The organism is Brevibacillus humidisoli (genome assembly GCF_020923435.1).
Classification (GTDB): Bacteria; Bacillota; Bacilli; order Brevibacillales; family Brevibacillaceae; genus Brevibacillus_E; species Brevibacillus_E humidisoli.
Map to the genome: position 1 here is coordinate 4,499,407 of NZ_CP087263.1, position 25,316 is coordinate 4,524,722.

Below are 25,316 nucleotides of genomic sequence, written 5' to 3' on the forward strand. Positions count from 1 at the left end.
AGAATGCATGTTTTGTCCAAACGCTTTTAAGAGAGATTAAATACGCCCAATGTGTTGAGCCGCTGTGCTTCGCTTTTCAATACGGAGGACAGCTTGATATCGGTGATGTTGCACAGAGCAGTCAGGTAAAACAGGTTCTTTCCCAGTTCGGCAGTGATCACGTCCTGACAGTGATCACACAGGCGGCCGGATAGATGGGAATCCAGGTTAGCCGAGTTTTCCTGCAAGGTTTTGTTTGTGTCGTAGGGCTGCTTCTTGGCGATCACTTCTATGCAGCCGCATTCGGTGATGGCTTTAGTCAGGGCTCGGTTAACGCGCGCCGCCGTTTCCTGTGTTTTGGATATGACGTCGAGAACGCTGCGATGACGGATCAGCAGCTGGGACACTTGATCTTGAAACTCATCAAGAGCAATCTTACTCAAAGGGACCACCTCAGCTTCGTATCATGGTGTCGTCAGAATCTTTTGCATTTTCCTCTCTTATTATAAGGAGCTCGGTAGGATCATGTCAAACAGAGAAAGTGGAAGCAAAAGCGCAGCAGTTGACTGCACTGTGCAAAGTGTGATACACTTTAAAGCTATTTGACACCATTGAAACTGATTTGCTATAGTGAGGGATAAGCCGATTGAAAAATCTCTTCCGAGTTTCAGGGCGAACAGGGTTTTTCTTAGACACTTCTGTCTATATTAATAAGAGGAGGTGAACCCATTGTTAAAGCGGGTTTTTACAGTTCTGTTTGTGATTATCGGGGGAGTGTTGGGGTATCACTTCGGACCCGACTTTTTCCAACTGCTCAATAAGCTGTTAAACTTTGGGGATTTCTCAGGACAAGGTTATATAGGTGCCGTGATTGGCGGTGTGCTGTTTTACCTTTTGGCAAACTGGCTGGTTGATTACATCGTCAACACGATTCACTGGGGAGAGGATATGCTTGTCAAGCTGCCGATAACAGATGTCATGTTCGGCGCGATGGGGTTGATTATTGGTCTTATCGTTGCATTTTTATTATTCCTGCCCATCAACAGCATACCGATTCCTGTGGTCGGCGACTTCCTGCCGCTGGTGGTCTCAGGACTGCTCGGCTACCTCGGCTTCCAGGTGGGGTTCCGCAAACGGGATGAGATTATGAGCGTCTTCTCGATCGGGCGCAAGGAAAAGGGCAAAAAAGAGAGTGGAGGAGTTACTTCCAACGTTGAACATAAAATTCTCGATACGAGCGTGATTATCGACGGACGGATTGCTGACATCTGCCGTACAGGCTTTATCGAGGGTGCACTGGTGATTCCCGGATTCGTCTTGGAAGAATTGCAGCATATCGCGGACTCGTCTGATATACTGAAAAGGAATCGCGGGCGCCGCGGCCTGGATATCTTGAACAAGATTCAAAAAGAACTGAAGGTCAAGGTGCAGATTTACGAAGGCGATTTTGAGGACGTACAGGAAGTGGACAGCAAGCTGATCAAGCTGGCCAAAGTACTAAACGGAAAAGTGGTCACCAATGACTTCAACCTAAACAAGGTATGTGAACTGCAAGGCGTACCCGTCCTGAATATCAACGATTTGGCCAACGCGGTAAAGCCGGTTGTGCTGCCGGGAGAAGAACTGAAGGTGCAGGTCATCAAGGATGGAAAAGAGTACGGGCAAGGGGTAGCCTATCTGGATGACGGCACGATGATCGTCGTTGAGGGAGGCCGTGAGTACATCGGTCTCGATGTAGAGGTATTGGTAACCAGTGTCCTACAGACCTCGGCCGGTCGGATGATTTTTGCCAAGCCGAAGCTGCTAGAAAAAGCGCTGTAATGAAGCGATGTGGAGAGGATTCAACTTGAATACGGGTGTGGTAATTGTCGCCGCAGGCTCCGGAAAGCGGATGGGAATGGGGCGCAACAAGCTGTGGCTCACCATCGATGGAAAGTCGATCTTGGCCCACACAGTGGAGCGGTTTGCCACTCATTCGCAAGTAGGGGAAGTCGTGCTCGTTGTCAGTGAGAAGGATCAATCCGATGTGGTGGCCTGGCTGTCCAGATTGCCGTATCGAAAGCAGGTCTCACTGGCACTGGGAGGAGCGGAGCGGCAGGACAGTGTGCGAGCGGGATTGGCTGCACTTTCGGAGAGGTGTACCCATGTCCTCGTTCACGACGCAGCGAGACCTTTTGTGACGAACCAACAGATTTCGGAAATTATCGCCAGAGTACAAAAAGACGAAGCGGTTGTCATGGCAGTTCCCGTCAAGGATACGATCAAAATCGTTGGTCGTTCAGGCATCGTGGAAGCTACGCCGGCGCGTGAGAGCTTGTGGGCGGTTCAAACCCCACAAGCTTTTCGTCTTTCCCTGCTGCGGGAGGCCCACCAGCGTGCGCTGCGCGAGCAAAAGCACGCAACCGATTGCGCAACGTTGGTGGAGTGGATGGGATATCCCGTAAAGATCTTGTCAGGCAGTTATGAAAATATCAAGATTACAACACCGGATGACATCTGGTTTGGAGAAGAGATCATGCGCAGACGAAGGGAGCGGGAGTAGTGCGGATTGGACAAGGGTTCGATGTACATCAGTTGGTGGCAGGACGGCCGCTTATCGTCGGCGGTGTAACCATTCCCTACGAGAAAGGGCTGTTGGGACACTCGGACGCGGATGTGCTCTTGCATGCGATTACGGACGCACTGCTGGGAGCGATTGGAGAAGGGGATATTGGACGCCATTTTCCTGACACGGACGCTGCTTACAAGGATGCCGACAGCGTACAGTTGATGGCCGATGTCTGGGCAATGGTCAAAGAACGGGGCTATCAATTGGCTAATCTGGATGCCACAATTATTGCCCAGGCACCCAAAATGGCTCCATACATCGCAGAGATGAGGAAAGTGATTGCCAATACACTGGAGACAGATGACCTGTCAAAGGTAAACATCAAGGCCACGACGACCGAAAAACTTGGATTTACCGGACGCGGCGAAGGGATTGCCGCTCAGGCTGTCTGCTTGCTTGTCAAGGTGTAGTTTGAGTAGTAAGATGTGTATGGTTAGAGAACGATAAGGATGGTGTCATCATGGCTAACGAAGTTCGTCTGCGGTATGCGCCGAGTCCGACTGGTCATCTCCATATCGGTGGGGCACGAACCGCTCTGTTTAACTATTTGTTCGCCCGCCGACACGGTGGCAAATTTATCGTACGGATTGAAGATACGGACCAGACTCGCAACGTAGAAAACGCCGCCGAAGAGCAGATGAAAAACCTGAAGTGGCTTGGCGTTGAGTGGGATGAAAGTGTCGACATCGGTGGACCATACGGACCCTATCGGTCGATGGATCGACTTGATCTATACCGCAAGTATATCGATCAACTGCTTGCGGAAGGCAAGGCCTACTATTGTTACGCCACCAAAGAAGAGCTGGATGCGGAGCGGGAGGAGCAGATCGCCCGCGGAGAGACGCCGAAAATCTCGGAGAAACATCGTAATGTTACACCGGAACAGCGGGAGCAGTATGAGAGAGAGGGGCGTGTTCCCTCGATCCACTTCCGTGTACCTGAAAACCGGGTGTACGTGGTCAACGATTTGATTCGAGGAGAGGTCAAGTTCGACTCAGATAGTACGGGCGACTTCGTCATCTGTCGACCAGACGGTATTCCGACATACAATTTCGCCGTCGTCATCGACGATTACCTGATGAAGATCAGCCATGTCGTTCGTGGTGAGGAACACCTCTCCAATACGCCTCGGCAGTTGATGATCTACGAGGCATTTGGTTGGGAGCCGCCGAAATTTGCCCACCTTGCCCTGATCCTGAACCAGGAAGGCAAGAAGATGAGCAAACGAGACGAGAGCATCATTCAGTTTATCGAACAATACCGTGAACTGGGCTTTCTGCCAGATGCCATTGTCAACTTTATTGTCTTGCTCGGCTGGTCTTCGGGCGGTGAGGAGGAGATCTTCTCCAAGCAGGAGCTAATCGAACAGTTTTCCTTGGAGAGAGTGAGCAAAGCACCGGCTGTTTTTGATACGGTCAAAATGAACTGGATGAACAATTACTATTTGAAACGCCAGCCGCTGGAGACGGTAGTGGAGATGTGCCTGCCTCATCTGCAAAAAGCTGGATTTGTTGACGAGCAGCCCACACCGCAGGAGATAGAAAGAGTACAGGGGATAGTCGCTCTCTACCAGGAAGAGATGGCTTACTGTGCTCAAATCGTTCCGCTTGCCTCGCTGTTCTTCCTGGATGAAGTGGAGATGGACGAAGAAGCGAGAGGCGTATTGCAAGAGCCGCAGGTACCTGATGTGCTCGCATCTTTCCGCAAACACATTGAGGCCCTTTCGGAATATACTGTAGAGAGCATCAAGGCTTTGCTCAAAGAAGTACAGAAAGAAACCGGGCAAAAAGGAAAGGCGCTGTTCATGCCGATTCGTGTTGCAGTTACGGGACAGGCTCATGGGCGCGACCTGGTACAGACTATTTACCTGCTCGGTCGCTCACGTGTACTTGAGCGCTTGAAGCGGGTTGTGTAAATGCGGCCGGAATAGTAAAGTAAGGATATCAGCAACGAGTAGATGATGAGAGTCGGCGACGAACAGGAGAAGTACGGATAGTCAGGTGTCTCAAGAGAGGACGGGAAAGGTGAGAGCCGTCTGGCACCGCCATCCGGAAGTGCACCTGGGAGCTGCAGCCTGAACCGGCCTGCTGAGCATGTCGGCTAGGGTTGCCGGACCCCTCCGTTACCAGGGACAAGAGCGAGGCCGCAGTGGATCACTGCCAACCGTCACGTCGTTGTCACGGCTAGATGATCGGTATCGGCAGGATTCCGGCCTAAGCAGAGTGGAACCGCGGTTGAGTAACCGTCTCTGTGCCTTTGTGACAAAGGCTGCAGAGGCGGTTTTTTGGTATCTGGCATGCGTGAACTAGGGAAGCAAGGTTTTCTCCAAACACGAAAACAGCAAGGAGGGAGAGTTCCATGTGGAAGACCATAAAAGACGACATTCAAGCTGTCTTTGATCGGGATCCGGCTGCCCGCAGCATCTTGGAGGTGATCTTGACCTACTCTGGTCTGCATGCAATCTGGGGGTACAGAATTGCCCACAGACTGTGGAAGTCGAGATGGTATACGATGGCTCGGATTGTCTCTCAGCTGACTCGTTTTTTCACGGGGATCGAGATCCATCCAGGGGCTCGCATCGGCAGGTGGCTGTTCATTGACCACGGATCGGGTGTGGTCATCGGTGAAACCTGTGAGATCGGGGACAATGTGACGATCTACCAGGGGGTCACTCTCGGCGGGACGGGTAAAGAGAAGGGAAAGCGCCACCCGACCGTCGGCAACAATGTGATTATCGGTTCCGGAGCCAAAGTGCTTGGTCCGTTCAAGATCGGCGACAACTCCAAGATCGGTGCCGGTTCGGTGGTGCTGCAGGAGGTACCGCCCAACTCTACCGTAGTTGGTATTCCAGGGAAAATTATTGTGCAGAATGGCAAACGAGTGACATACGACCTGGACCATTGCAATCTGCCGGACCCGGTGGCCGATGCGATTCGACAGATGCAGCGTGAAATCGAACAACTGCGAGAAGAGGTTCGCCAGGTAAGGGAGGAAAAGCAGGCTAATGAGCATACAACTGTATAATACACTGACCCGCAAGAAAGAAGAATTTATTCCCATCGAACAGGGAAAAGTGAAGATGTACGTATGCGGGCCAACCGTCTACAACTACATCCATATCGGCAACGCGAGACCGGCGATCGTATTTGACACTGTTCGCCGGTATCTGCGGTACCGAGGCTATGAGGTTACGTTTGTACAAAATATTACCGATGTCGATGACAAGCTCATCCGCACAGCAGCCGAGGAAGGGACCAGTGTCCAGGAGGTGGCAGAGCGTTACACCGACGCTTACAACGAAGATCTCCGGTCGCTCAATGTGCTGCCTCCAGACATTCAGCCGCGGGTGATGCAGACAATCCCTGAAATCATCGAATTCATCTCTGGATTGATTGGCAAAGGGTACGCCTACGAAAGTGGAGGAGACGTCTACTTCCGGACAGGTCGCTTCAGCCAGTACGGAAAACTCTCTCACCAGCCGCTTGATGAGTTGCAGGCCGGTGCCCGCGTGGAGATTAGCGAGAAAAAGGAAAATCCGCTCGACTTTGCGCTGTGGAAGGCGGCTAAAACGGGTGAAATCGCCTGGGAAAGTCCATGGGGAAAAGGACGTCCCGGCTGGCATATCGAATGCTCCGCCATGGTCCGCAAGTTTCTCGGCGAGACGATCGATATTCATGGTGGAGGGACCGATTTGGTCTTTCCTCACCACGAAAACGAAATCGCCCAATCGGAGTGCCTGAGTGACAAGGTGTTCGCCAACTACTGGATGCATAACGGCATGTTGAACATTAACAACGAAAAGATGTCCAAGTCACTTGGCAATTTTCTCTTGCTGCGCGAATTGGTCAACACTTACGGCGGACAAGTAATCCGTTTCTTCATGCTCTCGGGCCACTACCGCGGACCGATCAACTTCTCCGAGGACCTGCTGCAGCAGGCTGCCAGCGGACTGGAGCGGATCAAGACGGCCTACGCCAATGTCCTTCACCGCATCAAGACCGCTCGTCCGGAGGAGCCGAATGGATTGACCGACCAACAAGCCGCCCTGATGGAACGGCTGCGTCGGGAATTCGTCGAGGTGATGGATGATGACTTCAACACCGCCAACGCGATCACGGTCCTGTTTGACTTGGCTCGTGAGTCCAATCTCTATCTGCACCATCAAAACGTGGGGCGTCAACAACTGGAGGACTATCGTCAACTCTTTTTAGAAATGAGTGAGGTGCTCGGACTGATCCTTGAGCAATCAGAGGCACTGCTCGATGAGGAAGTGGAAGCGTTGATAGCTGAGCGTACGGAAGCACGGAAAGCGCGCAACTTTGCACGCGCTGATGAGATCCGCGATCTGCTGGCGGCCAGGGGGATCATACTGGAAGATACTCCACAGGGCATTCGCTGGCGCCGCAAGTGAGGAGTCCGATCGAACATGCAAAAAGAAGAGCTTAGTCGCGACCCCGCACAGACCAATCCGCTGGTACTTGCCTATCTCGGTGATGCTACCTACGCTCACTGCGTCCGCTATCACCTGATCGCCCGCGGCATGGTCAAACCAAACTTGCTGCATAAGGAAACGACCCGCTATGTCTCAGCTAGAGCACAGGCCAACATCCTGCTCTCGTTGATTCCTCATCTGACCGAGGAGGAGATGGCGGTGGTAAAACGGGGGCGCAACGCCAAATCAGGCTCGGTGGCCAAAAATGCTGACATCGTCGATTATCGCCACGCGACAGCATTTGAAGCCTTGGTCGGGTATCTCTACTTGATGGAGAGAGAAGAGCGGCTCGCCCAGATCGTGGAATACGCATTTGCTGCTGTGGAAGGGGTCAAACAAGATGAGTGAAGAATGGATTGTCGGCAAAAATCCGGTTATCGAAGCGCTCCGCTCGGGTCGATCGATCAACAAGATCTGGATCGCTGAAGGGGTCAATAAAAACCAGATGGGCCCGATTGTATCGTTGGCCAAGGAACATGGGATCGTGATTACCTCCGTGAATCGAAAAAAACTGGAGCAGCTCTCAGGTGCGGAAAACCATCAGGGAGTGATCGCTTCTGTCGCAGCATACCAGTATGTCGAGGTGGATGAACTGCTGGCGAGAGCCAAGCAAAGAGGAGAAGACCCCTTCTTGTTGATCCTGGACGAGTTGGAAGACCCGCACAACCTTGGCTCGATTTTGCGTACAGCCGATGCGGTGGGAGCGCACGGTGTGGTCATTCCCAAACGACGTTCCGTCGGTTTGACCGCAACGGTGGCCAAAGCATCGGCAGGGGCGATTGAGTACGTGCCGGTCGCGCGCGTCACCAATCTGGTACGAACGATCGAGGAGTTGAAACAGCAGGGTGTGTGGATTGCCGGCACAGATGCGGACGCCTCTCAAGATTTCCGCGAAGGTGATTTCGCGATGCCGCTCGCATTGGTGATTGGCAGTGAAGGGAGGGGCATGAGCCGGCTGGTCCGCGAGCATTGCGACTTTTTGTATCGTCTGCCGATGGCAGGTCAGGTCACGTCCTTAAATGCCTCCGTTGCCGCGGCTTTGTTGATGTACGAGGTGTATCGCGCCAGATACCCGCTTCCTCCGCAGGTGAGATGAGATGGCGAAGAAAAAGGAGAAGCCTCTCCTGATCGTAGATGGCTACAATATCATCGGGGCCTGGCCCGACCTGCGCTCGCTGAAGGATGCGGAACGAATGGATGAAGCGCGTGACTTGCTGATTTCCAAGCTGGCCGATTACCAGAGCTACTCCGGGGTGAAGGTGATTGTCGTCTTTGACGCCTACACCGTCCCGGGACTGGGACGCAAGCAGAAGCACTTTGCGATCGAGATCTACTACACCAAAGAAAAAGAGACGGCAGACGAAAAAATAGAAAAACTGGTTCACGAATACTGGGAAAAAAAACGACAAATCTATGTCGCAACATCCGATTTTACCTCGCAGTGGGTAATTTTCGGTCAGGGAGCACTGCGCAAATCGGCGCGTGAACTGCTGAACGACGTGGAGAGTGTGAGCCAGGAGATTCAACAGCAGGTCAAAAAGACTCAGGCACCCTCCTTTTCCACCCGCATTGAACTGAAGGAAGAAATCGCGAAAATATTCGAAAAATGGCGAAGGGAATAGCAGGAAGCTTGGTTGACGCTTTTTTATGGCTTCATGTATAATAACGTTATCTTGTGTAGGCGTGGAAGTCAGATGTCGGAGGGATGATGGTGAGTGTAGACCTTAAGGAGATCAAGCTAAATCAGTTTGAGTTGATGTCAGACGAAGAAGTGGTCGATCTGGTTCGAGAAAACGACACTGACGCCCTGGAGTACTTGATTGGCAAATACAGAAATTTTGTACGGGCCAAAGCTCGTTCCTATTTTTTGATCGGGGCGGACCGAGAAGATATTGTGCAGGAAGGCATGATCGGGTTATACAAGTCGATCCGCGATTTTCGGGGAGACAAGCTGACATCATTCAAAGCATTTGCTGAACTCTGCATTACGCGTCAGATTATTACAGCAATCAAGACGGCTACTCGCCAGAAACATATTCCCTTGAATTCATACGTTTCATTGGACAAGCCTATCTATGACGAAGATTCTGATCGTACCTTGCTGGACGTTATCTGTGGGACCAAAGTGACCGACCCCGAAGAATTGTTCATCAACCGGGAAGAGTTTGATGATATTGAGGGCAAGATGAGCGAAATCCTGAGCGATCTGGAGCGCCAGGTGTTGATGCTCTATCTTGACGGACGTTCGTATCAGCAGATCGCCGTCGATCTCAACCGGCATGTGAAGTCCATTGACAACGCCTTGCAGCGGGTGAAGCGCAAACTGGAGCGGTATCTGGAGGGAAGAGAGATCAGTTTATAGGAACGGCATCTCTCTTTTTCTTTTTTTCCAGGAGATAGATCGGGTTCCAACAGGTACTTTCACAGATAGAGCGGTGTGGAGACAGTCTCCTTTGGTTTGTCAAGACATTTCGTTGACTTTGACTTTTTCGTGTGATAAAGTTGTTTAGGTAGCCATAGAGCCAGATTCTATGGTTACTTCTTTGGAATCGTCCAGGAAAAAAGTAGCGGTTTTTTCCATGTCTTTAGATGGTATTCTCTGAAAATCCTGAGGTATGAGATGAGACGGAGGTGGCAATCATGCGAGTAAACGTGACGTTGGCTTGCACGGAGTGCGGTGAACGTAACTATATCAGCACGAAGAACAAGCGCACGAATTCGGAGCGAATCGAATTGAAAAAGTATTGCTCCCGCGACAAAAAGCATACACTCCACCGCGAAACGAAGTAACAATGGGAGCTACCGAAGTATGGGGGTGGTGTTGTGAGTTTTATCGCTAGAGTTGGAGCAAGCTTTCGACGTACAGGCGAATTTTTTGGAGATGTCGTTTCCGAGCTGAAAAAAGTTCGCTGGCCAAACCGGAAAGAGCTGACGACGTATTCCCTCGTCGTGCTGGTTACGGTGACGCTGCTTGCGCTCTTTTTCTACTTGATCGACTTAGGTATTTCTCGCCTGATCGAGTTGATACTGGGCTGATGAATACTCGAAACCTGGGAGGGACGGACGTATAGCGTCCTTATGGCTATGGAAAAAGCGTGGTATGTGATTCATACCTACTCTGGGTATGAAAACAAGGTAAAAACCAACCTGGAAAAACGCGTCGAATCGATGGGGATGGGGGACAAGATCTTCCGTGTGCTCGTTCCCACTGAGGAAGAGTTGGAGACGAAGGATGGCAAGAAACGCACCGTCACCAAGAAGGTGTTTCCGGGTTACGTCCTTGTAGAAATGGTGATGACGGACGATTCTTGGTATGTCGTACGCAACACCCCTGGGGTCACCGGGTTTGTCGGGTCCACAGGCGCGGGTTCCAAGCCGACGGCGCTGCGTCCCGAAGAGGCTGACGCAATCCTCCGTCAGATGGGATTCGAGGCGCCCAAGGTCAGAATCGATTTCGCCCTTCACGACATGGTGCGGGTCAAGGATGGTCCTTTTGCCAACCGTTCCGGTGAGATTATCGAGATACAGCCTGACAAACAAAAAGTTCGTGTGCTGGTTGATATTTTTGGGCGTGAAACGCCGGTTGAACTGGACTTTACCCAAGTCTATAAATTGGATTAGGATTTATCTTGAAAAGTGCCGTTCGATATGGTACATTTCATTTTGTTTCTGGAATCTGCTAACATGCGGTTCCCGACTCTCACTGCAGGTTGAAAGTCTTTACATATAAAGACTTTCCGGCAACAAGTGGGAGGGGGTTATCCCCCGCATAACCACATTGAAGAAGGAGGTGTTTTACGTGGCTAAGAAAGTGATCCGCGTAATCAAGTTGCAAATCCCGGCAGGTAAAGCGAACCCTGCACCTCCAGTAGGTCCGGCGCTCGGTCAAGCTGGTGTAAATATCATGGGCTTCTGCAAAGAGTTTAACGCTCGTACAGAAGGTCAAGCAGGAATGATCATTCCGGTAGAGATTACCGTGTTTGAAGACCGTTCGTTCTCATTCATTACCAAAACCCCGCCTGCTGCTGTGCTGCTGAAAAAAGCGGCTGGCATCGAATCTGGTTCCGGTGTGCCCAACAAGACGAAAGTGGCTACGCTGAAGCGTGACAAAGTTCGCGAAATCGCTGAACTGAAAAAACCTGATTTGAATGCTGCCAGTGTGGAAGCAGCAATGCGCATGATCGAAGGTACCGCCCGTTCCATGGGTATCGTGATCGAGGACTAAGTCTTTTGATCCGTGCAGGGGTACAGGCTTGTACCCCTGTTTTGTGGGAGGATTAAACCGCTACGACCACAATGAAGGGAGAATGGAACATGCCAAAACAGGGCAAGAAATACAGGGAAGCAGTAAAGTTGATTGACAAAAATAAAGTATACGAAGTAAACGAAGCTATCGAACTGGTGAAAAAAGCAGCTTCGGCCAAGTTTGACGAAACAGTGGAAGCCGCTTATCGTCTCGGTGTCGATCCGAAACGTGCCGATCAGCAAATCCGTGGAGCGGTTGTGCTCCCGCACGGTACGGGTAAAGTGCAGCGCGTACTCGTGTTTGCCAAAGGCGACAAGGCAAAAGAAGCAGAGGCTGCCGGTGCCGACTACGTAGGCGAAGCTGACCTGATCAGTAAAATCCAGGGCGGTTGGTTCGACTTTGATGTTGTGGTAGCAACCCCTGACATGATGGGTGAAGTGGGTAAGCTGGGTCGTGTACTGGGACCAAAAGGACTCATGCCTAACCCTAAGACCGGTACCGTTACCTTTGACGTTACCAAAGCGGTAAACGAAATCAAAGCTGGTAAGATTGAGTATCGCGTCGATAAAGCCGGGAACATTCACGCGCCGATCGGGAAAGTTTCTTTTGACACCGATAAGCTGGCAGAAAACCTGGCAGCCCTCACTGATGCCCTGAACCGCGCCAAACCGGCCGCGGCCAAAGGGGTTTACATGCGCAACGTATCGATCAGCTCCACGATGGGACCTGGCGTGCGCGTTGACGTAAAATAATGGATTCTCTTGACTTCCCCTGCGGAAGTTGCTAATATATAGCCTGTTGATGAACAGAATAGATGTCATGCCGTAGACAGAAGGTGCGTTTCTATCGTTGCAAGCGAAGAATCGCTTAATATCCCTCCGAGGCGTGTAATGCGAAACGAAAAGAGTGTTTCTCTTTAGTAGAGTCATTATGCCCTCGTAGCGTCTGCGAGGGCATTTTTGCTTGTTCAAAAGTGATTCAGGCTGGGAGGTGTAATCATGGCAGAAGTTCGTCCCACCGTTATTCGGGAAGAAAAAGTAAAAACCGTTGAAACGATTGCGACAAAGATGCGCGAAAGTCAGACAACGGTCGTCGCAGACTACCGCGGACTGTCGGTTGCACAGGTGACAGAACTCCGTCAGCAACTGCGCGAGGCAGGCATCGAGTTCAAAGTGTACAAAAACACACTGGCTCGTTTGGCTACGGCAAAAGAAGGACTGACCGAACTGGATCAGTACCTGCTTGGCCCAAACGCCATCGCTTTCTCCAATGAGGACGTAGTTGCTCCGGCGAAAATTCTTGTCGACTTTGCGAAGAAAAACGACAAGTTGGAGATCAAAGGCGGCATTATCGAAGGAAAAGTTGTAGGTGCCGAGGAGATCAAAGCACTCGCTTCCTTGCCGTCCCGCGAAGGTCTCTTGTCGATGCTGCTTAGCGTGCTGCAAGCTCCGATGCGCAACTTCGCGCTTGCAGTTAAAGCTGTTGCCGACCAAAAAGAAGGCGAAAGCGCCTAATCCATCACAAGCGGCTCGCTGTGCTTAGAGTGAACCGCCACTACATTTGGAATCAATAAAGGAGGATTAATCACATGAGTAAAGAGCAAATCTTGGAAGCCATTAAAGGCATGTCCGTTCTTGAACTGAACGATCTGGTAAAAGCAATCGAAGAAGAATTCGGTGTAACTGCTGCTGCTCCTGTAGCTGTTGTTGGCGGTGCCGCTGGCGGCGGTGAAGCAGCTGCTGAACAAACCGAGTTCACGGTAGAACTGGTTAGCGGTGGAGCTTCCAAAATCAACGTAATCAAAGTGGTACGCGAAATCACCGGTCTTGGCCTGAAAGAAGCAAAAGACCTGGTAGACAACGCTCCGAAAGCGATCAAAGAAGGCGTGTCCAAAGAGGAAGCAGAACAAATGAAAGCGAAGCTGGAAGAAGCCGGCGCATCTGTTGAGCTGAAGTAAGCTTTCATTCCCCATACGGAGATCCCCTTGCCTGCGGCGGGGGATTTTTCGTTCACCACTACCCCATGGAAGGTGTGCTGAACTGTGACCAACCACTACTACTCCAACCGTCCGGATATCCCTCATGATGAGCGCTCCTTTACGTTTACCCTGCGAGGTTACTCGCTTCGTTTTTTGACCGATGCCGGCGTATTCTCCCGTGAACGGATCGATTTTGGCAGTCTCTTGTTGATTGAAACGATGCAAATCGATGAAACGGCGGAAGTGCTTGACGTTGGCTGCGGCTATGGGCCGATTGGGCTGTCTGCCGCCAAACTGGCAGCGCGCGGCCAAGTCACCATGATCGACATAAATGAACGGGCCGTTGGACTGGCACGCCGGAACGCGGAGCTGAACGGGATTCAGAATGTAGAGATTGCCGTTAGCGACCTGTATGCAGAAGTAGAGGGGCGTCAGTTTGACGTCATTCTCACCAACCCGCCCATCCGCGCAGGGAAAGAGACGGTTCACCGCATCTTTGAAGAGGGATATCCGCTACTGCGGCCGGCTGGAGCGATGTGGGTGGTGATACAGAAGAAGCAGGGAGCCCCTTCTGCGTACAAAAAGCTGCAGCAAATCTACTCGGAAGTGGAGGAAGTAGAGCGGAAAAAGGGGTATTCCATCTTTCGCGCGAGAAAGTAGAAAAGAGGGTCGGTCCACTGACGGACAGAATCGACGGGCACATTCAGACCGTCTAAAAATGTGCGTAGAGCCATTTTCATCCTTGACGTGCAAAAGCGCTTATGATAGCATTATTAAATGTCAATATGGGTTCAATCTATCTTTTTCGGCTTTTTTTGCTTTGTCAAGGGATTTTCCCTCCATTTTTGCACCAGGATTTTGTAACTGAAGTCACAAGCTGCTGAAATCGAGGCATTGTTTGCGTGGTAAGCAGTCTTCGGGTCATTTTCTCCATTTCCCTGGAAAAAGGAGGAATGGAAGTGTAAAAAGGTGGGAACTCTGTTACAATAGAGACTCTCTGCTTAAAAATGAGGTTATTGGTTTAACCCATTTTTATTTTTGTGTGAAAAACAGTCCAACGTTTTTCATGCTCCCAGTCCCGACAGGGAACACAAAAAGGCGATGACCGTTTTGTGTGGTAACACAAACATGAGGGGTGAATGAGTTGGCAGGTAAACTGATTCAAAGCGGCCGACACCGCCAGCGTCGCACGTATTCTCGGATTAACGAGGTGCTGGATCTTCCTAATCTGATTGAGATTCAGCAGAAGTCTTACCAGTGGTTTTTGGATGAGGGGCTGCGGGAGATGTTTCAGGACATTTCGCCGATCCAGGACTTCACCGGAAACCTGGTTCTGGAATTCATCGACTACAGTCTCGGTGAACCCAAGTACGATGTAGACGAGTCCAAGGAACGAGACGTTACATATGCCGCTCCTCTGCGCGTAAAAGTACGTCTTCTGAACAAAGAGACCGGTGAGGTAAAAGAGCAGGAAGTATTCATGGGAGACTTCCCGCTGATGACGGATACCGGTACGTTTATCATCAACGGAGCCGAGCGCGTTATCGTCAGTCAGCTCGTTCGTTCCCCTAGTGTTTACTATAACACGAAAGTAGATAAAAATGGCAAACAGACCTTTACTGCGACCGTGATCCCCAATCGCGGCGCCTGGTTGGAGCTGGAGACGGACGCCAAGGATATCATTTACGTGCGGATCGACCGTACCCGTAAAATCCCGGTGACCGTACTTTTGCGTGCACTTGGCTTCAGTTCCGACGTAGAGATTCTCAACCTGCTCGGAGAAGATGAATACATCAAAAACACCTTGGAAAAAGACAACACCGATTCGACGGAAAAGGCGTTGATCGAGATTTACGAACGCCTCCGCCCAGGTGAACCGCCGACGACGGAAAACGCGAAGAGCTTGCTCGTCTCTCGCTTCTTCGATCCGAAGCGCTACGACCTTGCTTCCGTCGGACGTTACAAAATGAACAAAAAGCTTCATATAAAGAACCGACTGTACAATCAGCGTTTGGCAGAATCGTTGATCGATCCGGCCACCGGCGAGATTATCGCGGAAGCAGGTCAGATCATCGACCGCCGTCTGCTTGATCGGATTTTGCCGCTGCTCGAAGAGAGAGTGGGCTATCTCGAAGTACGCACGCATGGCGGCGTGCTGGAGGAAGAGACGATTCGCTTGCAGTCGATCGATATTTTCTCTCCTGTCGAAGATGGCAAGGTTATCAAGGTTATCGGCAACGGCAATGTCGAAAAATCGGTGAAACATATCACCCCTGCTGATATTGTTGCTTCTATCAACTACTTCATTAACCTGTTGCATCATATCGGCAACACGGATGACATTGATCATCTGGGAAATCGTCGCCTCCGTTCCGTAGGAGAACTGCTGCAGAACCAATTCCGCATTGGTTTGTCCCGCATGGAACGCGTCGTTCGCGAGCGGATGTCGATCCAGGATCAGAATCAGATCACGCCGCAGGCCCTGATCAACATCCGTCCGGTGATTGCGGCGATCAAAGAGTTCTTCGGCAGTTCACAATTGTCCCAGTTCATGGATCAGACTAATCCGCTGGCTGAGTTGACGCACAAGCGACGCCTGTCGGCACTCGGGCCTGGTGGTTTGACCCGGGAGCGTGCCGGCTTCGAAGTGCGTGACGTGCACCACTCTCACTATGGGCGGATGTGTCCGATCGAGACGCCAGAGGGTCCTAATATCGGTCTGATCAACTCGCTGTCTTCTTATGCGCGGATCAACGATTACGGATTTATCGAGACCCCGCGCCGCAAAGTTGACCCAGAGACAGGGAAGGTCTTGGACGAGATCGTCTACCTCACGGCGGATGAAGAAGATGTTTTCAATGTGGCGCAGGCTAATCAGCCGCTTACTGATGACGGGCATTTTGTCAACGAGCAGGTGATCTGTCGCCGTCGGGGCGAAATCCTGACCGTGCCGCGTGACAAGGTTGACTTTATGGACGTGTCACCCAAGCAGGTTGTTTCGGTTGCGACCGCATTGATTCCGTTCCTGGAAAACGATGACGCCAACCGCGCCCTGATGGGTTCCAACATGCAGCGGCAAGCCGTTCCGCTATTGGTGCCACAGGCACCGTTTGTCGGTACCGGTATGGAGCATAAGGCAGCAAAGGATTCCGGTGTTGCTATTGTGGCCAAGTGGCCGGGACAGGTTGAGCGGGTTACGGCTCGCGATATCTGGATCCGCAGGTATAAAGAGATTGACGGCAAAAAGGTAGCTGGTGATCTCGACAAGTACAGAATGCAGAAGTTCATTCGCTCCAATCAAGGAACCTGCGTTAACCAGCGGCCAATCGTTCAGACGGGTGATTGGATAGAGGCGGGCGACATTATCGCTGACGGTCCCTCGACGGAAAAGGGAGAACTGGCACTCGGCCGGAACGTCATCGTCGCCTTTATGACTTGGGAAGGGTACAACTACGAGGACGCCATCCTGCTGAGCGAAAAACTAGTGAAGGATGACGTGTACACCTCCATTCACATCGAGGAGTACGAGTCGGAAGCCCGTGACACCAAGCTTGGACCGGAAGAGATTACGCGTGACATTCCGAACGTCGGGGAGGATGCACTGAAAAATCTCGACGAGCGAGGCATTATCCGCGTCGGAGCAGAGATTCAGGATGGCGACATTCTGGTAGGGAAAGTAACACCTAAAGGAGTTACTGAATTGACCGCAGAAGAGCGCCTGCTGCATGCGATCTTCGGAGAGAAGGCGCGTGAAGTGCGCGATACTTCGCTGCGTGTACCGCACGGCGGATCAGGCATTGTCGTCGATGTCAAAGTGTTTACGCGCGACAACGGCGATGAACTGCCACCTGGAGTAAACCAGCTTGTCCGCGTCTACATCGCCCAGAAGCGCAAGATTTCGGTCGGCGACAAGATGGCTGGACGACACGGGAACAAAGGGGTTATCGCCCGGATTATGCCGGAAGAGGATATGCCGTTCTTGCCCGACGGTTCTCCGGTTGAGATCGTACTGAACCCGCTCGGTGTTCCGTCCCGGATGAACATCGGTCAGGTGCTCGAAACCCATCTCGGGATGGCTGCCAAGATGCTCGGCATCCACGTAGCCACACCGGTCTTCGACGGCGCTCGTCAAGACGATGTGTTCAACACATTGGAAGAAGCCGGTTTGGACCGTGACGGAAAAACGATTCTGTTTGATGGCCGTACGGGTGAGCCGTTTGACCGTCGTGTGACAGTGGGCTGTGTATACATGCTCAAGCTGGCTCACCTTGTCGACGACAAAATCCACGCTCGCTCCACAGGGCCATACTCCCTCGTTACGCAGCAGCCGTTGGGCGGGAAAGCCCAGTTTGGCGGTCAGCGCTTCGGCGAGATGGAGGTATGGGCACTGGAAGCTTACGGTGCTGCCTATACCCTGCAAGAGATTCTGACTGTCAAATCGGATGACGTCGTCGGTCGCGTCAAAACCTACGAGGCAATCGTCAAGGGAGAAAACGTACCGGAGCCTGGCGTTCCTGAATCATTTAAGGTTTTGATCAAGGAACTGCAAAGCCTGGGTATGGATGTCAAGATTCTCTCTGAAGACGAACAAGAGATCGAGATGCGCGAGATGGAAGAAGAGGAAGAAGGATCTGGCGAGAAACTGAATCTCGTCCTAGAAGGCGGCAACTTGGAAGAAGAGTAGATTCCGGGACAAGGGAGGTAACGCCCTGTGATAGACGTCAATAATTTTGAATACATGAAGATTGGTCTGGCCTCGCCAGACAAGATTCGCTCTTGGTCCTTCGGGGAAGTGAAAAAGCCGGAGACGATCAACTACCGCACACTCAAGCCGGAAAAAGACGGTTTGTTCTGCGAACGGATCTTTGGTCCAACGAAGGACTGGGAATGTCACTGCGGCAAGTACAAGCGAGTTCGCTACAAGGGTGTCGTCTGTGACCGTTGCGGCGTCGAAGTGACGAGAGCCAAAGTGCGGCGCGAGCGTATGGGTCACATCGAACTGGCCGCTCCGGTTTCCCACATCTGGTACTTTAAAGGGATTCCCAGCCGAATGGGTCTTGTTCTGGACATGTCGCCGCGCTCGCTGGAAGAAGTGATTTACTTCGCATCCTATGTAGTCACAGATCCGGGGGACACGCCGCTTGACAAGAAACAGCTCCTTTCTGAAAAGGAATACCGCAACTATCGGGAAAAGTACGGCTACTCGTTCCAGGCGATGATGGGAGCGGAAGCGATCAAGCGCCTGCTGGCAGAGATTGACCTGGACAAAGAAGTAGACGCGTTGAAAGAAGAACTGAAAACCGCACAGGGACAGCGTCGCAACCGTGCGATCAAACGGTTGGAGGTATTGGAGGCGTTCCGCAACTCCGGCAACCATCCGGACTGGATGGTATTGGATGTCCTGCCGGTCATCCCGCCTGAACTGCGACCGATGGTCCAGTTGGATGGTGGACGTTTCGCCACGTCCGACTTAAACGACCTGTACCGCCGTGTGATTAACCGTAACAACCGTCTGAAGCGTCTCCTCGAACTGGGAGCGCCGGACATTATCGTGCAAAACGAGAAGCGGATGCTGCAAGAAGCAGTGGATGCGCTGATTGACAACGGTCGCCGCGGTCGCCCGGTTACGGGTCCCGGCAACCGTCCGCTCAAATCGCTCAGCCACATGCTGAAGGGTAAGCAAGGCCGCTTCCGGCAAAACCTGCTCGGTAAACGGGTAGACTACTCCGGTCGCTCGGTTATCGTAGTAGGACCTAACCTGAAGATGTATCAGTGTGGTCTGCCCAAGGAGATGGCCCTGGAACTCTTCAAGCCGTTTGTGATGAAAGAGCTTGTTTCCAAGGGTCTGGCCCATAACATCAAAAGCGCCAAACGGAAAGTGGAACGTGTGCAGCCGGAAGTATGGGACGTTCTGGAGGAAGTAATCCGCGAACATCCTGTTCTGCTGAACCGTGCGCCTACCTTGCACCGTTTGGGGATTCAGGCGTTTGAACCGGTATTGGTCGAAGGTCGCGCCATCCGCCTGCACCCGCTGGTATGTACCGCCTACAACGCTGACTTCGACGGCGACCAGATGGCCGTGCACGTACCTCTGTCCGCAGAGGCGCAAGCGGAAGCGCGTGTGCTGATGCTGGCGGCGCAAAACATTCTTAATCCGAAAGACGGCAAGCCGGTCGTTACACCATCGCAGGACATGGTGCTCGGATCGTACTATCTGACCCTGGAACGCGAAGGCGACAAAGGAGAGGCCTCTTACTACCGCGACCCGGCGGACGCGATTGCCGCATACCAGAACGGCTATATCAGTCTGCATACGCGCATCGCCGTCCCGGCCAAAAGCTTAAACAAGACGTCATTTACGGAAGAACAGCACGAGGCGCTGATGTTTACCACCGTTGGAAAGATCATCTTCAACGAGATCTTCCCGCCTGAGCTGCCTTTTATCAATACGCCGACCAAGGAAAATCTCAATGGCAAGGTGCCTGACGAATACTTTGTCTTTGAAAAGGGCGTTGACCTGAAAGAGTTTGTGAAGACCCTGCCGGATAACGGAGCGGTCAAGAAGGGCTTCCTCGGCACGATTATCGCCGAGTGCTTCCGCCGCTTTGGCACCACGCAGACGGCCGTCATCCTCGACAAGATTAAGGAACTGGGCTTCATGTACTCAACCAAGGCAGGGATTACGATCGCAGTGGCCGACATTGTCGTGCCGGAGAAGAAAAAAGAGATCATCCAAGCTGCAGAAGAGAAGGTCAAAACGGTTACGACACAGTATCGTCGCGGTTTGATTACCGAAGACGAGCGGTACGACCGCGTCATCTCCATCTGGTCAAAAGCCAAGGATGAAGTGACCGACGTACTGATGAAGTCGATGGACAAATTTAACGCGATCTACATGATGGCCAACTCCGGTGCCCGCGGTAACGTATCGCAGATTACTCAGCTTGCCGGAATGCGGGGTCTGATGGCCAACCCGTCTGGTCGGATCATCGAGCTGCCGATCATCTCCAACTTCCGGGAAGGACTGACCGTGTTGGAGTACTTCATCTCTACGCACGGTGCGCGGAAAGGTCTTGCCGACACGGCGCTCAGAACGGCTGACTCCGGTTACCTGACCCGCCGACTGGTTGATGTTGCCCAGGACGTCATCGTTCGGGAGATCGACTGTGGTACCGACAAAGGGATTCGGATCAGTGCGATCACGGATGGAAAAGAGGAGATCGAAAAGCTGTCTGACCGCCTCATCGGCCGGACCTGCTTTGAGACCGTGCGCCATCCGGAGACGGGAGAAGTCATTATTGGCCGCAATGAAGAGATTAGTGAAGATATTGCCGACGAAATCGTCAAAGCCGGTATTAAAGACGTCTACATCCGTAACGTTCTCGCTTGCCGCACCAGTCATGGCGTCTGCAAACGCTGCTATGGGCGCAACCTGGCGACCGGTGCTGAAGTGGAAATCGGGGAATCGGTCGGCATTATTGCCGCACAATCGATCGGTGAACCGGGTACGCAGCTGACGATGCGTACGTTCCACACGGGTGGTGTGGCTGGTGACGATATCACGCAAGGTTTGCCGCGGATTCAGGAGCTGTTCGAGGCGCGGAATCCGAAAGGGCAGGCGGTGATCACCGAGATTGACGGTGAAGTGATCGACATCCGCGAAGGAAAAGACCGTCGCGAGATCGAAGTGCGCGGCGAAGCGGAAAACAAAGTATACGCCGTACCGTACGGCGCGCGGATCAAAGTATCGGTTGGCAGCAAGCTGAGTGCGGGGGATGAACTGACCGAGGGTTCCGTAGACCCGAAAGAGATGCTCAAGGTTCGCGGCTTGCGCGGTGTGTCCAACTACATCCTGCAAGAAGTGCAAAAGGTATACCGGATGCAGGGGGTAGAGATCAACGACAAGCACATCGAAGTGATGATCCGGCAGATGCTGCGGAAGATCCGTGTTGTCGACAATGGCGAGACCGACTTGCTGCCAGGGTCCTATGTGGAAGTGCACGAATTCGAGCAGGCCAACGCCAAAGTGCTGCTGGAAGGCAGAAGACCGGCAGTTGGACGTCCGGTGCTGCTGGGGATTACCAAAGCTTCGCTGGAAACCGACTCGTTCCTGTCTGCCGCCTCCTTCCAGGAGACGACGCGCGTCCTGACCGACGCTGCGATCAAAGGAAAAGTGGATCGACTGCTCGGCCTCAAGGAGAACGTGATTATCGGAAAACTGATCCCTGCAGGCACGGGCATGTCCCGCTACCGCAGCACACGAGTGGTGACCAAGACCGAATACGAAGCAAATCTAAACCAGGAAGAAGCAGAGAAAGAAGCTGTACCGGTGGCAGAATAGCGATCGAAACAGGTGCCCATCTCGTGATGGGCACCGCTTTTCCCACCGAATCTCTGCATTGCAAAAAGACGCAAAAACTGAGTTGACATTGCGATATCGACCTGATATTATATTCTAGTGTGCCTGATACCTTTGCTTTGGAGGATATGAAGTCATGTCTTATGAAAAAGTGGAGCGGGCCAAGGAGCTGACCATCGGGATCAAGCAGACGATCAAAGCGGTGGAGTCAGGACAGGTAGAAGAAGTCTACCTATCCGAGGATGCCGACAAGCGTCTGATCCAAAAAGTGCAGCTGCTTTGCAAGGAAAAGGGTGTTCCAGTCATTTACGTCGATTCCATGCGCCGTCTTGGGAAGGCGTGCGGAATAGAGGTCGGTGCAGCAGCTGCTGCGATCAAAAAGACTGTATGAGATGTTTTTGTTTTGCAGGCTGTTTGGCAGCTTGCCAGACAAGAACTTTCTATTTGACCCAAAAATGACTCACCTGGATCTGTGGTCTTAAAGATGGGTAAAAGGAAGGGGGTACAGCATCATGCCTACAATCAACCAATTAGTGCGCAAGGGTCGTAAAGACAAGTTTGTGAAGTCGAAGTCCCCGGCTCTGCAAAAGGGGTACAACAGCTTCAAAAAGTCGCAAACGAACCAAAGCTCTCCGCAAAAACGCGGTGTATGCACCCGCGTAGGTACGATGACGCCGAAGAAACCAAACTCCGCGCTTCGTAAATACGCTCGTGTGCGCTTGACCAACGGCATCGAGGTTACCGCATACATCGGCGGTATCGGCCATAACCTGCAGGAGCACAGCGTTGTGCTTGTGCGTGGCGGCCGGGTAAAAGACCTGCCAGGGGTTCGTTACCATATCGTGCGTGGCGCACTGGATACGGCTGGCGTTAACAACCGTATGCAAGGCCGCTCCAAATATGGTACGAAACGTCCGAAAGAAGCCAAAAAATAAGCCAAAAAATAAGCGATCCACACAGCATATGCAGCAACAGATCTTAGAAAAAGGAGGGGAACAAGATGCCTCGTAAAGGACCGGTTGCCCGTCGGGATGTATTGCCTGATCCGATCTACAACAGCAAGTTGGTTACCCGCCTCATCAACCGCATGATGATTGATGGGAAGCGTGGTGTCGCGCAGAACATTCTGTACAACGCATTTGGTATCGTACAGGAGCGCACTGGCCGCGATCCGATGGAAGTGTTTGAAGAAGCACTGAAAAATATCATGCCTGTACTGGAAGTAAAAGCTCGCCGTGTCGGTGGTGCGAACTACCAGGTGCCGATCGAAGTGAAGCCTGAGCGCCGTACGACGCTGGGTCTGCGTTGGTTGGTCAACTACGCTCGCACTCGCGGTGAGAAAACCATGCAGGAGCGTTTGGCAAACGAAATTATCGATGCAGCCAACAACACAGGTGCCGCTGTCAAAAAACGTGAGGATACTCACAAAATGGCAGAAGCAAACAAAGCATTTGCGCACTATCGTTGGTAGAATCCAAAGCGGGTGTCCGCTTTGGATGCCTGCATATTCTCACATATGAGGAAGGAAGGAGCATTCCGAGATGGCTCGCGAGTTTTCTCTAGCGAATACGCGCAACATCGGGATCATGGCCCATATCGACGCTGGAAAAACGACCACGACAGAGCGCATTCTGTTTTACACCGGTCGTGTCCACAAGATTGGGGAAGTGCACGAAGGTGCCGCAACCATGGACTGGATGGAGCAAGAGCAAGAGCGTGGTATTACCATCACCTCTGCTGCCACAACTGCTCAATGGAAAGGCCACCGCATCAATATCATCGATACACCAGGACACGTAGACTTCACGGTTGAAGTAGAACGTTCCCTGCGCGTACTCGATGGTACGGTTGCAGTTTTTGATGCCAAGGGCGGAGTCGAGCCTCAATCGGAGACAGTTTGGCGTCAGGCGGACAACTATGGTGTGCCGCGTATCTGCTACATCAACAAGATGGATATCATTGGCGCCAACTTCGACATGTGTGTAGACCAGATCCGTGACCGACTTGGTGCAAACCCTGTGCCGATCCAATATCCGATCGGAGCAGAGGACAATTTCACCGGTATCGTCGACCTGGTTACCATGCAGGCTTATACCTACACGGATGACCTGGGTACACGGACGGAAGCACACGACATTCCAGACGACTTGAAAGAGAAGTGTGAACAACTGCACCTGCAGCTTGTCGAAGCAGCTGCCGAGCAAGACGAGGAACTGATGATGAAGTACCTCGAAGGTGAAGAGCTGACGATCGAGGAGATCAAAGGCGCTCTCCGCAAAGGTACGGTAGAAGTCAAGCTGGTTCCGGTCCTGTGTGGTTCTTCTTATAAAAACAAAGGTGTTCAGCTGATGCTTGATGCTGTGGTGGACTACCTGCCGTCTCCGCTGGACGTACCTGCGATCAGAGGTACGCTGCCGGATTCGGAGGAAGAGGTTACGCGTGAATCTGACGACAACGGCCCATTCTCGGCGTTGGCGTTCAAGATCATGACCGACCCGTATGTTGGTAAGCTGACTTTCTTCCGCGTTTATTCCGGTACGCTTTCTTCCGGTTCTTATGTCTTGAACTCGACCAAAGGCAAGCGCGAGCGCGTCGGTCGTATTCTGCAGATGCACGCCAACCACCGCGAAGAGATTCCGGTCGTATACTCTGGCGATATCGCAGCTGCAGTAGGTTTGAAAGAAACGACAACCGGTGACACACTGTGTGACGAGAAAGCGCCAGTCATTCTGGAGTCCATGCAGTTCCCAGAGCCAGTCATCGACGTGGCAATCGAGCCGAAGTCGAAAGCGGACCAAGATAAAATGGGTGTGGCTCTGTCCAAGCTGGCTGAAGAAGATCCTACTTTCCGGGCCCGGACAGACGAAGAGACAGGTCAGACAATTATCGCCGGTATGGGTGAGCTTCACCTGGAGATCATCGTAGACCGTCTGAAGCGCGAGTTTAAAGTGGATGCCAACGTTGGCGCTCCGCAAGTCGCGTATCGTGAAACGTTCCGCGGATCGGCTAAAGTCGAAGGGAAGTTTGTTCGCCAATCTGGTGGCCGTGGTCAATACGGGCACGTTTGGGTGGAGTTCTCCCCGCTTGAGCCAGGTCAAGGCTTCGAGTTTGAAAACAAAATCGTCGGTGGCGTAGTGCCGAGAGAATACGTACCGGCTGTTCAGGCTGGTATTGAAGAAGCGATGAAGAACGGCGTATTGGCCGGCTATCCGCTGGTTGATATCAAAGCTGTTCTCGTTGACGGTAGCTACCACGATGTTGACTCCTCTGAGATGGCATTTAAAGTAGCTGGTTCTCTCGCATTGAAAGAAGCAGCGAAAAAATGTAATGCTGTTATCTTGGAACCTGTGATGAGAGTCGAAGTTACTGTACCGGAAGAGTACATGGGTGACGTAATGGGTGACCTCAACTCCCGCCGTGGACGGATCGAAGGGATGGAAGCTCGCGCTAATGCGCAGGTGATCCGCGCCATGGTTCCGCTGGCGGAGATGTTTGGCTACTCTACTGTGCTGCGTTCGCGCACCCAAGGTCGCGGTCAGTACTCGATGCATCTCGACCACTACGAAGAAGTGCCGAAGAGCATCGCTGACGAGATCATCAAAAAGGCAAAAGGCGAATAAAACGCCAAGTTCCATCTTTTACGTGTACAAAGAA

25 protein-coding genes and 2 other annotated features are annotated in these 25,316 nt (G+C 52.2%); of the genes, 24 read left to right on the top strand and 1 reads right to left on the bottom strand.

All coding sequences use genetic code 11. The features are described from left to right. Positions 1 to 26: 26 nt before the first annotated feature. Entirely contained in the window at positions 27 to 422 is a 396-nt protein-coding gene (locus LOK74_RS21875; RefSeq protein ID WP_230044077.1) for a DUF1573 domain-containing protein, read from the bottom strand. Between the two features lie 286 nt (positions 423 to 708). Between LOK74_RS21875 and LOK74_RS21880 the strand changes: the two genes are divergently transcribed. The 24 genes from LOK74_RS21880 (at position 709) to fusA (ending at position 25,282) form a co-directional block, all read left to right on the top strand. After that, on the top strand, positions 709 to 1,800 hold the full coding sequence (locus LOK74_RS21880) for a PIN/TRAM domain-containing protein (RefSeq protein ID WP_230044078.1): 1,092 nt from the start codon (positions 709 to 711) through the stop codon (positions 1,798 to 1,800). Positions 1,801 to 1,825: 25 nt separating this feature from the next. Further along, on the top strand, positions 1,826 to 2,521 hold the full coding sequence (gene ispD, locus LOK74_RS21885; protein ID WP_230044079.1) for a 2-C-methyl-D-erythritol 4-phosphate cytidylyltransferase: 696 nt from the start codon (positions 1,826 to 1,828) through the stop codon (positions 2,519 to 2,521). Beyond that, the gene (gene ispF, locus LOK74_RS21890) at positions 2,521 to 2,997 is read left to right on the top strand and encodes a 2-C-methyl-D-erythritol 2,4-cyclodiphosphate synthase (protein WP_230044080.1); all 477 of its coding nucleotides are present in this window, start codon (positions 2,521 to 2,523) and stop codon (positions 2,995 to 2,997) included. The genes ispD and ispF overlap by 1 nt, the downstream gene beginning before the upstream one ends. 50 nt (positions 2,998 to 3,047) lie before the next feature. Then, on the top strand, positions 3,048 to 4,502 hold the full coding sequence (gene gltX, locus LOK74_RS21895; protein WP_230044081.1) for a glutamate--tRNA ligase: 1,455 nt from the start codon (positions 3,048 to 3,050) through the stop codon (positions 4,500 to 4,502). Between the two features lie 49 nt (positions 4,503 to 4,551). After that, positions 4,552 to 4,840 (top strand) — a binding site (T-box leader). 105 nt (positions 4,841 to 4,945) lie between these two features. Further along, the gene (gene cysE, locus LOK74_RS21900) at positions 4,946 to 5,611 is read left to right on the top strand and encodes a serine O-acetyltransferase (protein WP_230044082.1); all 666 of its coding nucleotides are present in this window, start codon (positions 4,946 to 4,948) and stop codon (positions 5,609 to 5,611) included. After that, complete coding sequence (gene cysS, locus LOK74_RS21905) at positions 5,592 to 6,998, top strand: cysteine--tRNA ligase (RefSeq protein ID WP_230044083.1); 1,407 nt, start codon at positions 5,592 to 5,594, stop codon at positions 6,996 to 6,998. The genes cysE and cysS overlap by 20 nt, the downstream gene beginning before the upstream one ends. Positions 6,999 to 7,013: 15 nt before the next feature. Beyond that, positions 7,014 to 7,427 (top strand): Mini-ribonuclease 3, encoded by a 414-nt coding sequence (locus tag LOK74_RS21910; RefSeq protein ID WP_230044084.1) that lies wholly within the window; start codon positions 7,014 to 7,016, stop codon positions 7,425 to 7,427. Further along, a complete protein-coding gene (rlmB, locus tag LOK74_RS21915) occupies positions 7,420 to 8,175 on the top strand; it encodes a 23S rRNA (guanosine(2251)-2'-O)-methyltransferase RlmB (protein WP_230044085.1) in 756 nt (251 codons plus the stop codon). The genes LOK74_RS21910 and rlmB overlap by 8 nt, the downstream gene beginning before the upstream one ends. 1 nt (position 8,176) lies before the next feature. Continuing rightward, the gene (locus LOK74_RS21920) at positions 8,177 to 8,701 is read left to right on the top strand and encodes an NYN domain-containing protein (RefSeq protein WP_230044086.1); all 525 of its coding nucleotides are present in this window, start codon (positions 8,177 to 8,179) and stop codon (positions 8,699 to 8,701) included. A gap of 89 nt (positions 8,702 to 8,790) precedes the next feature. Continuing rightward, complete coding sequence (gene sigH, locus LOK74_RS21925; protein ID WP_230044087.1) at positions 8,791 to 9,441, top strand: RNA polymerase sporulation sigma factor SigH; 651 nt, start codon at positions 8,791 to 8,793, stop codon at positions 9,439 to 9,441. Positions 9,442 to 9,719: 278 nt separating this feature from the next. Then, complete coding sequence (gene rpmG, locus LOK74_RS21930; RefSeq protein ID WP_230044088.1) at positions 9,720 to 9,869, top strand: 50S ribosomal protein L33; 150 nt, start codon at positions 9,720 to 9,722, stop codon at positions 9,867 to 9,869. A gap of 33 nt (positions 9,870 to 9,902) precedes the next feature. Then, positions 9,903 to 10,115, top strand: coding sequence for a preprotein translocase subunit SecE (gene secE, locus LOK74_RS21935; protein ID WP_230044089.1), 213 nt, complete (start codon positions 9,903 to 9,905; stop codon positions 10,113 to 10,115). A 48-nt stretch (positions 10,116 to 10,163) separates the two neighbouring features. After that, on the top strand, positions 10,164 to 10,700 hold the full coding sequence (gene nusG / locus LOK74_RS21940; protein WP_230047097.1) for a transcription termination/antitermination protein NusG: 537 nt from the start codon (positions 10,164 to 10,166) through the stop codon (positions 10,698 to 10,700). Between the two features lie 178 nt (positions 10,701 to 10,878). Beyond that, positions 10,879 to 11,304: a 50S ribosomal protein L11 gene (rplK, locus tag LOK74_RS21945; RefSeq protein WP_230044090.1), complete on the top strand. Its 426-nt coding sequence runs from the start codon at positions 10,879 to 10,881 to the stop codon at positions 11,302 to 11,304. 89 nt (positions 11,305 to 11,393) lie between these two features. Then, positions 11,394 to 12,077, top strand: coding sequence for a 50S ribosomal protein L1 (gene rplA, locus LOK74_RS21950; protein ID WP_230044091.1), 684 nt, complete (start codon positions 11,394 to 11,396; stop codon positions 12,075 to 12,077). A 52-nt stretch (positions 12,078 to 12,129) separates the two neighbouring features. Continuing rightward, positions 12,130 to 12,295, top strand: a sequence feature (ribosomal protein L10 leader region). Positions 12,296 to 12,323: 28 nt separating this feature from the next. Then, entirely contained in the window at positions 12,324 to 12,839 is a 516-nt protein-coding gene (gene rplJ, locus LOK74_RS21955) for a 50S ribosomal protein L10 (protein ID WP_230044092.1), read from the top strand. Positions 12,840 to 12,913: 74 nt separating this feature from the next. Next, positions 12,914 to 13,282 (top strand): 50S ribosomal protein L7/L12, encoded by a 369-nt coding sequence (gene rplL / locus LOK74_RS21960; RefSeq protein WP_230044093.1) that lies wholly within the window; start codon positions 12,914 to 12,916, stop codon positions 13,280 to 13,282. An 84-nt stretch (positions 13,283 to 13,366) separates the two neighbouring features. Next, a complete protein-coding gene (locus LOK74_RS21965) occupies positions 13,367 to 13,963 on the top strand; it encodes a class I SAM-dependent methyltransferase (RefSeq protein WP_230044094.1) in 597 nt (198 codons plus the stop codon). A 484-nt stretch (positions 13,964 to 14,447) separates the two neighbouring features. After that, complete coding sequence (gene rpoB, locus LOK74_RS21970) at positions 14,448 to 17,987, top strand: DNA-directed RNA polymerase subunit beta (RefSeq protein ID WP_230044095.1); 3,540 nt, start codon at positions 14,448 to 14,450, stop codon at positions 17,985 to 17,987. 27 nt (positions 17,988 to 18,014) lie between these two features. Then, on the top strand, positions 18,015 to 21,644 hold the full coding sequence (rpoC, locus tag LOK74_RS21975) for a DNA-directed RNA polymerase subunit beta' (protein WP_230044096.1): 3,630 nt from the start codon (positions 18,015 to 18,017) through the stop codon (positions 21,642 to 21,644). Positions 21,645 to 21,798: 154 nt separating this feature from the next. Then, complete coding sequence (locus tag LOK74_RS21980) at positions 21,799 to 22,053, top strand: 50S ribosomal protein L7ae-like protein (RefSeq protein WP_230044097.1); 255 nt, start codon at positions 21,799 to 21,801, stop codon at positions 22,051 to 22,053. A 121-nt stretch (positions 22,054 to 22,174) separates the two neighbouring features. Continuing rightward, positions 22,175 to 22,597 (top strand): 30S ribosomal protein S12, encoded by a 423-nt coding sequence (gene rpsL, locus LOK74_RS21985; RefSeq protein ID WP_230044098.1) that lies wholly within the window; start codon positions 22,175 to 22,177, stop codon positions 22,595 to 22,597. A gap of 65 nt (positions 22,598 to 22,662) precedes the next feature. Next, positions 22,663 to 23,133 carry a 30S ribosomal protein S7 gene (gene rpsG, locus LOK74_RS21990; protein WP_230044099.1) on the top strand — a complete coding sequence of 157 codons (471 nt, stop codon included), beginning with the start codon at positions 22,663 to 22,665 and terminating at the stop codon, positions 23,131 to 23,133. A gap of 70 nt (positions 23,134 to 23,203) precedes the next feature. Continuing rightward, positions 23,204 to 25,282: an elongation factor G gene (gene fusA / locus LOK74_RS21995; RefSeq protein ID WP_230044100.1), complete on the top strand. Its 2,079-nt coding sequence runs from the start codon at positions 23,204 to 23,206 to the stop codon at positions 25,280 to 25,282. Positions 25,283 to 25,316 lie beyond the last annotated feature (34 nt).

Bases quoted from the DNA above. Each gene is read 5' to 3' on its own strand.
- gltX (WP_230044081.1), top strand. From the start codon at position 3,048: ATGGCTAACGAAGTTCGTCTGCGGTATGCGCCGAGTCCGACTGGTCAT.
- cysE (WP_230044082.1), top strand. From the start codon at position 4,946: ATGTGGAAGACCATAAAAGACGACATTCAAGCTGTCTTTGATCGGGAT.
- cysS (WP_230044083.1), top strand. From the start codon at position 5,592: ATGAGCATACAACTGTATAATACACTGACCCGCAAGAAAGAAGAATTT.
- LOK74_RS21910 (WP_230044084.1), top strand. From the start codon at position 7,014: ATGCAAAAAGAAGAGCTTAGTCGCGACCCCGCACAGACCAATCCGCTG.
- rlmB (WP_230044085.1), top strand. From the start codon at position 7,420: ATGAGTGAAGAATGGATTGTCGGCAAAAATCCGGTTATCGAAGCGCTC.
- LOK74_RS21920 (WP_230044086.1), top strand. From the start codon at position 8,177: ATGGCGAAGAAAAAGGAGAAGCCTCTCCTGATCGTAGATGGCTACAAT.
- rpmG (WP_230044088.1), top strand. From the start codon at position 9,720: ATGCGAGTAAACGTGACGTTGGCTTGCACGGAGTGCGGTGAACGTAAC.
- nusG (WP_230047097.1), top strand. From the start codon at position 10,164: ATGGAAAAAGCGTGGTATGTGATTCATACCTACTCTGGGTATGAAAAC.
- rplA (WP_230044091.1), top strand. From the start codon at position 11,394: ATGCCAAAACAGGGCAAGAAATACAGGGAAGCAGTAAAGTTGATTGAC.
- rplJ (WP_230044092.1), top strand. From the start codon at position 12,324: ATGGCAGAAGTTCGTCCCACCGTTATTCGGGAAGAAAAAGTAAAAACC.
- rplL (WP_230044093.1), top strand. From the start codon at position 12,914: ATGAGTAAAGAGCAAATCTTGGAAGCCATTAAAGGCATGTCCGTTCTT.
- LOK74_RS21980 (WP_230044097.1), top strand. From the start codon at position 21,799: ATGTCTTATGAAAAAGTGGAGCGGGCCAAGGAGCTGACCATCGGGATC.
- rpsL (WP_230044098.1), top strand. From the start codon at position 22,175: ATGCCTACAATCAACCAATTAGTGCGCAAGGGTCGTAAAGACAAGTTT.
- rpsG (WP_230044099.1), top strand. From the start codon at position 22,663: ATGCCTCGTAAAGGACCGGTTGCCCGTCGGGATGTATTGCCTGATCCG.
- fusA (WP_230044100.1), top strand. From the start codon at position 23,204: ATGGCTCGCGAGTTTTCTCTAGCGAATACGCGCAACATCGGGATCATG.